Raw genomic sequence first — 6,545 nt, forward strand, 5'->3', positions numbered from 1 at the left:
AGCCCCTGCCATGAGCATCGAATTCTTTACCCGCCTGCCCCTGCACGGCGAAACCCAGTTCCTCCCCGGCGACCCGCGCAACCGCGGCGACTGGCACCGTGGCGGCCCCAGCACCGGCGCCGTCTCAAGCTTCAGCGTCGGTGATCACTTCACCTACATCGACTACCTGGGACAGATCGCCCGGGCTGCTGAAATCAACGGCTTCGGCGGCGCGCTGATGGTCAACGCACCCTCCGGCGAAGAGCCCTGGACCGTGTGTTCCCTGCTGGCCCGGGAAACCCGCACCCTGAAGTTCGTCACCGCCTTCCAGCCCTATCACTACACGCCGTGGGTCGCGGTACAGCAAGCCGCCACCTACCAGCGCGCCACCGGCAACCGCCTGGTGTGGAACATCATCAACGGCGGATCGGACGCGATTCAGCGCCAGGTCGGCGACTTCAGCGACCACGATGAGCGCTATGCCCGTGCCACCGAGTTCATGGACCTGGTCAAGGGCTACTGGCACAGCGAGAACTTCCACTACGAAGGCCGCTTCTACCGCGCCGAAGGCGGTGGCCTGCGCGGGCCGTTGAAGAAGGCCGAACTGCCGCTGATCTGCACCGCCGGCTCGTCCATCGCCGCCCGGGAGTTCGCCGCCAAGCACGCCGATTTCTACCTGATGCGCGCCGAACACCCGGACGAGATCGCCGCGCTGATCGCCGATATCCGTGAGCGGGCCCTCAAGTACGGGCGCGGCGATATCCGCTTCGGCCTGTCCATCGACGTCATCACCCGGGAAACCGAAGAACTGGCACGCACCGAAGCCAAGCGCTTTTTCGACGAAGGCATCGCCAAGGGTGCGGTCAAGGCCGTGGCCGCTCATGCCGGGCTGCGCACCGCGCGCAAGCTCAGTTACGAGAACCAATTCGCGCAGAAGAACGAGACCCAGGGCTTCGACGACTTCTTCATCCACCCCAATGTCTGGACCGGTTTCGGCTACATCGGCATTCCGCCGGGTTGCGCCCTGGTGGGCAGCTACGAAAACGTCGTGGCACGTATCCGCGAGTACCACGCCATCGGCATCGACCTGTTCTTCCTCGCCGGCTACCCGCACCTGGAAGAAGCCTACCGTCTGGGCGAGCACATCCTGCCGCACTTTCGCGCCGAGCGCGCCGCCTTGAGCCGTCAGCCGCAAGCGCCGCTGGAACTGCGCAGCGTCAACGGCCCGGCTGGAGCCTGATGCCATGAGCCAGGACTACTCGGGTTTAAGCCGTCGCCGCTTTCTCGGCCACAGTGCGCTGTTCGGCGGTGGCCTGCTGCTGGGCAGCGGCCTGCTGGCCGGTTGCGACGCGGACAATTCCAGCGCCCCTGGCACCGCCGCCAGCGATCAACCGCGCTACGGCGGGCGCCTGCGCCTGGGCATTCTCGACGGCAACCAGAGCGGCAACCTGGACGCCCACAAGCCTATCGGCAGCGGCATCGTCCGAGGCTTTGCGCTGTACAGCAAACTCTGGGAATGGGACGAACAGATGCAACCGCGCCTGGCCCTGGCCGAGTTCGCCGAACCCAATGCCGATGCCAGCAGCTGGACCCTGCGCCTGCGCCAGGGCCTGGAATTCCACCACGGCAAGAGCATCGACGCCGATGACCTGATCTTCTCCATCCGCCGCCTGACCGACCCGCAACTGGCCTCGCCCTACGCGGCGCTGCTGCACTGGGTCGATCGCGACAACCTGCAAAAGCTCGATGAGCGCACTGTGCGCCTGAGCTTTCGCCAGGGCCGCAGCTACATGCCCCTGGCGGAAACCTGGGTCAACTTCGGCGGCATCGTCCCGGTGGACTACCACCCGGTGACCAATCCGGTGGGCGCCGGCCCCTACAAGCTGAAAAGCTTCACCCCGGGGCAGCGCTCGCTGTTCACCCGTTTCGACAATTACTACAAGGACGGCCAGCCCTACGCCGACGAACTGGAAATCATCGACTTCAAGGATCAGGTGGCACGCCTGGCGGCCCTGCGTTCCGGACAGATCGACATGGCCAACGTGATGCCCACCGAACAACTGCAGGTACTGCAGCGCGACCCACGGGTACGGCTGTTGAAATCGGTGACCGGCAACTGGCTGTCCTTCGACATGAACCTGGACAAGCCACCGTTCAACGACCCAAGGGTGCGTGAGGCGTTCCGCCTGCTGGCGGACCGCGAGGAACTGGTACGCCGCGCCCTCAATGGCCAGGGCCGGGTGGCCAACGACCTCTATGCCCCCAGCGACCCGACCTTCAACCACAGCCTGGGCCCGCGCGCCCACGACCCGCAGCGCGCCGCGCAACTGCTCAAGGAGGCCGGTCAGGAGCACCTGGAGCTGGAATTGGTGACCACCCCCGGGCCGGGCCTGACCTCGGCCCTGGTCCTGGCGGAACAGGCCAAGCGCATTGGCGTGACCCTCAAGGTCAAGCAAGTGGACCTGGCGACCTTCCAGGGCCCGCAGCGCAACGACTGGACCCTGAGTACCGGCGGCAGCATCGGCGCACCGTTTCTGGCCAGCGCCATCCACACCGACGCGCCCTTTGCCGTATCCAACAAGACCCACTTCAACGACCCGCAGTTTGCCGAAGTGTTTCTCGCCGCCATGGCCCAGCCCGACCTGCAGCGGCGCACGGCCCTGGTGCACCAGGCCCAGCAGATCCAGTACGAACGGGGCGGCATGCTGATCTGGGGCTACGCCGACCTGCTGGACAGCGTCTCCACCCGCGTGGGCGGTGCCCACGAAGAACAATCGCTGTTCAGCACCTGGCGTTTCGAAAGGTTGTGGCTCAACGACAGCGCCTGACCCCACACCCACCCGTAACCGCAACCGCGACACACCCCGTAGGAGCTGGCTTGCCAGCGAAAGCGCCCGCAAGAGCACCGCGAGCCTCAAGGGCCTCTTCGCCGGCAAGCCGGCTCCTACAAGGAATCACCGCAACCGCGACACACCCCGTAGGAGCTGGCTTGCCAGCGAAAGCGCCCGCAAGAGCACCGCGAGCCTCAAGGGCCCCTTCGCCGGCAAGCCGGCTCCTACAGAACATTCATGCGATTCAATATGAGGCTCATGTGCCATGCCCTCCAACGCCTTCGCTCGCCCCGCATTCGGCCCGGCCCTGGCCGTAGTGATGTTTTCTCCCCTGGCGCCGCCGCTGTTCGCCGCCGATACCCAGTTGCAAACCGTCACCGTCCAGGCCAGCAGCAGCCAGTCCGACGACGATGCCCTGCCCACCCGGCCGCCGACTTCGGTGTATGGCGGCACCGAGACCAAGGTGCTCGATACGCCACGCTCGGTGACCCAGATCAACGCCGAACAACTGGCCAACGACCCGATCCGCAGCGCCGACGATCTGGTCAAATACGCCCCGGGCATCACCCGCGGTGGCGGGCAGAACGCCGGCATCGCCCCGCAGTTCCGCGCCCAGGGCTCGGAGGTATTCCAGGACGGCCAACGCGCTTACGGCGTGCGTCACCCAGCCAACTTCAATGCCTATGAGGGCGCGGACATCGTCGCCGGCCCTTCCTCGGTGACCTATGGCTCGGTGTCCGGTAGCGGCGGCTACGTCAACTACCTGAGCAAGAAACCCAACTTCAGCGAATTCAAGACCCGTCTGAGCGGCGAGCTCGGTGCCTGGGTGCCGGACGGCCAGTCCCGGGACTCGCGCAAGTTCAGCATCGACAACACCGGCCCCCTGAGCGACCAGCTGGCCTACCGGGTCAGCATCACCCAGCAGCGCCAGCAGGACTACTACGACAACGTCGATAACAACTTCGATGCCTTCTACGGCGCCCTGGCCTGGCGCAACGACAACCTGCGAGTGGACTGGAACGCCAGCTACGACAACTACTACGACTACAACATCACCCACGGCTGGAACCGCGCCACCCAGCAACTGGTGGACAGCGGCCAGTACTACGCCGGGCGCGCCACGCCGATCATCCAGAATGGCAACACCCTGTGGTCGCCGGTGCTGGCCTCCGGCGCCGCCAATGCCCCGACCCTGGGCTGGGTGCAGCGCCAGCGCAACGCCCAGGGCCAGTACAGCGTGGTCGACGGCAGCTTCCAGGCCGCCTCGCCCAACACCCAGGCCAGCCCCGGCACCCTGCGTGGCTGGGTCTATGACCCGAGCCTGGCAGGCAACGGCCTGACCTCCCTGTCGCCCCAGGCCGGTCAGCGCGGCGAAGACCAGAGCAGCTCGCGGCGTTTCACCACCCAGTTGCGGATCGAGGCCGATCTGTCTCCGACCATCACCCTGGCCAACAGCACCTTCTACCAGCGCTCCAGGGACTTGACCGACGCCGTTGGCGCCTTCCAGGTGCAGTCCAAGGACAACCTGCTGGACAACCGTTTCGAGTTCCGCTCACGCAATGAAACCCGGCTCGGCGACCTGACCCTGCGGGACGACAGCAACAGTGGGTTGATCTACCGCCGCGAGTTCAACCAGTCGATCGCCGCCAACAACCACTTCGGCTCCACCATCAACGCCTACGACTTGACTCTGGACCCGTCGGGCAAAAACCCCGGCGACCTGCTGGGGCTGACCGGCAGCAACCCGGCCGGCGGCAACGGCGCCTGGATCGGCCAGCCCGGGGTCCCCCAATACTCCAACTATTACGGCTGGCTCAACCTGGCGGCCATGTACCCCGCCGGCCACGGCCTGTATGCCGAATCGGTGGCGCCCTACACCGCCGAAAGCACCTGGACCACCCAGACCCTGTTCAGCCAGCACAACCTGCGCCTGGGCGACCGGGTGGGCCTGAACATCGGCGCCAGCCGCAGCTGGATCGACGCCGAGATCGACAACCCCTTCGTGCTTGCCGGTGGCAACTCGCGGCGCGACAGCCACAACTATCGACTGTTCGCCTTCCAGGTCAGCCCCTACGTCAAGCCCACCGAGAACAGCACCCTTTACTACACCTTCGACCGCTCCCTGGCGGTCAACACCGGGTTTTTCTCCAACGGCCTGGGCTGGGGCAGCGGCACTGGCGCCAACCAGCTCAACCCCCTGGCGTTCCAGAGCCTGAGCGTGCTGCATGAACTGGGGCTGAAGGTCGAAGCCATCCCCGACCAGCTGTTCATGACCCTGGCGGCGTTCAAGCAGGCCCGGGACCAGTCTCCGGACAGCAACAACAACATCGCCCGGCTGATCATCAAGGGCACCGAAGCGACCCTGCGCTACCAGCCGGACAACCACCTGCGCAGCGGCCTCAACCTCTCCAGACTCAGCGCCTACAACGAGTTCACCTCCCAGGCCGGCTTCGCGTCCGCCGGGTTCATCGCCGACAACGGCACGGTGTTCGGCGACAACAACAGCCTCAACCGGCGGCCGTCCGGGCGCTTCGATGCCGTGCAGATTCCCGAGTACACCGCCAGCGGCTACCTCGACTACCGCTTCGACTCGGGCTTTGGCGCCGAACTCTCCGGCTGGTGGACCAGCAGCTGGTACCTGAACCTGAGCAAGACCGTGAAGATCCCCGACGAATACAACCTCGACCTGGCCCTGTACTACCGCCAACCCCAGTGGAGCACCACCTTGCGCGTGCTCAACCTGACCAACGAGTTGAACTTCGTCAGCGGCCTGGCCGGCTCCACCAATACCTTCCTGCAGCCCATGCCCGGACGCACCGTGCTGGCCCAGGTCGATTACCAGTTCTAACCACCTTTCCCCCCAACTTTCGCCCCTGGAACCTTCACATGAGCATCGAATTCGTCGGCATGATCTTCCCCCGTCAATGGTCCGAAACCCGCGGCGTGCGCAGCCCGGACTTCGACCTGGAATTCATCCGCCAGCACGCCCGCGCCCATGAACACGCGGGCTTTGACCGGGTGCTGATCGCCAGCGGCCCGGGCAGCGCCGACAGCCTGCAGATTGCCGCCTATGCCGCGGCCCACACCGAGCGCCTGGGCTTCATGATTGCCCACCGCCCGGCCCTCAGCGCCCCCACCGTGGCCGCCCGGGCCTTCGCCACCCTGGACCACACCACCGGTGGCGGACGCATTCGCCTGCACGCCATTACCGGCATCACCGCCGAGCCCCAGGAAGGCGACACCTTGCTGGACAAGACCGAACGCTACAAACGCACCGACGAATACCTGGAGATCGTCCGTCGTACCTGGACCGCCGAAGAGCCCTTCGACTTCGAGGGCCGCTACTTCAGCATCAAGGGCGCCTTCTCCCCGGTGAAACCCCTGCAACAGCCGCACATTCCGATTTCCTTCGGCGGCTCCTCCGACATCGCCTACCAGATCGCGGTCAAGCACGCCGATCTCTATGCCCTGTGGGGCGAACCGCTGGACGGGGTAGCCGAACAGATCGGCAAACTGAAGGCCGCCGCCAGCGCCGCAGGAGTGACCGCGCCCAGGGTCAGCCTCTCGGTACGGCTGATCCTGGGCGCCACCGAAGAACTGGCCTGGCAACGCGCCGAACAGATCCTCGCGCAGATCCAGGCCAACCCGCAGTTCGCCGCCGGTAGCCCCTGGCAGAAACGCCTCAAGGGCACCGGTTCCGAACGCCTGCTGGCGGCTGCGGCCCGCGGCGACCGC

4 protein-coding genes are annotated in these 6,545 nt (G+C 65.9%); all 4 read left to right on the forward strand.

Features of this window, described 5'->3' with window-relative positions:
* Positions 1-10: 10 nt before the first annotated feature.
* On the forward strand, positions 11-1,219 hold the full coding sequence (locus tag BLX41_RS33225; protein WP_123728288.1) for an LLM class flavin-dependent oxidoreductase: 1,209 nt from the start codon (positions 11-13) through the stop codon (positions 1,217-1,219).
* A gap of 4 nt (positions 1,220-1,223) precedes the next feature.
* On the forward strand, positions 1,224-2,807 hold the full coding sequence (locus tag BLX41_RS33230) for an ABC transporter substrate-binding protein (protein ID WP_123728289.1): 1,584 nt from the start codon (positions 1,224-1,226) through the stop codon (positions 2,805-2,807).
* A gap of 268 nt (positions 2,808-3,075) precedes the next feature.
* Positions 3,076-5,658 (forward strand): TonB-dependent receptor plug domain-containing protein, encoded by a 2,583-nt coding sequence (locus tag BLX41_RS33235; RefSeq protein WP_123728290.1) that lies wholly within the window; start codon positions 3,076-3,078, stop codon positions 5,656-5,658.
* A gap of 38 nt (positions 5,659-5,696) precedes the next feature.
* The coding region (locus BLX41_RS33240) for an LLM class flavin-dependent oxidoreductase (RefSeq protein WP_259745535.1) at positions 5,697-6,545 on the forward strand (849 nt) is incomplete at its 3' end.

Source organism: Pseudomonas protegens (assembly GCF_003732485.1).
In the GTDB taxonomy this organism is placed as follows: Bacteria; Pseudomonadota; Gammaproteobacteria; order Pseudomonadales; family Pseudomonadaceae; genus Aquipseudomonas; species Aquipseudomonas protegens_B.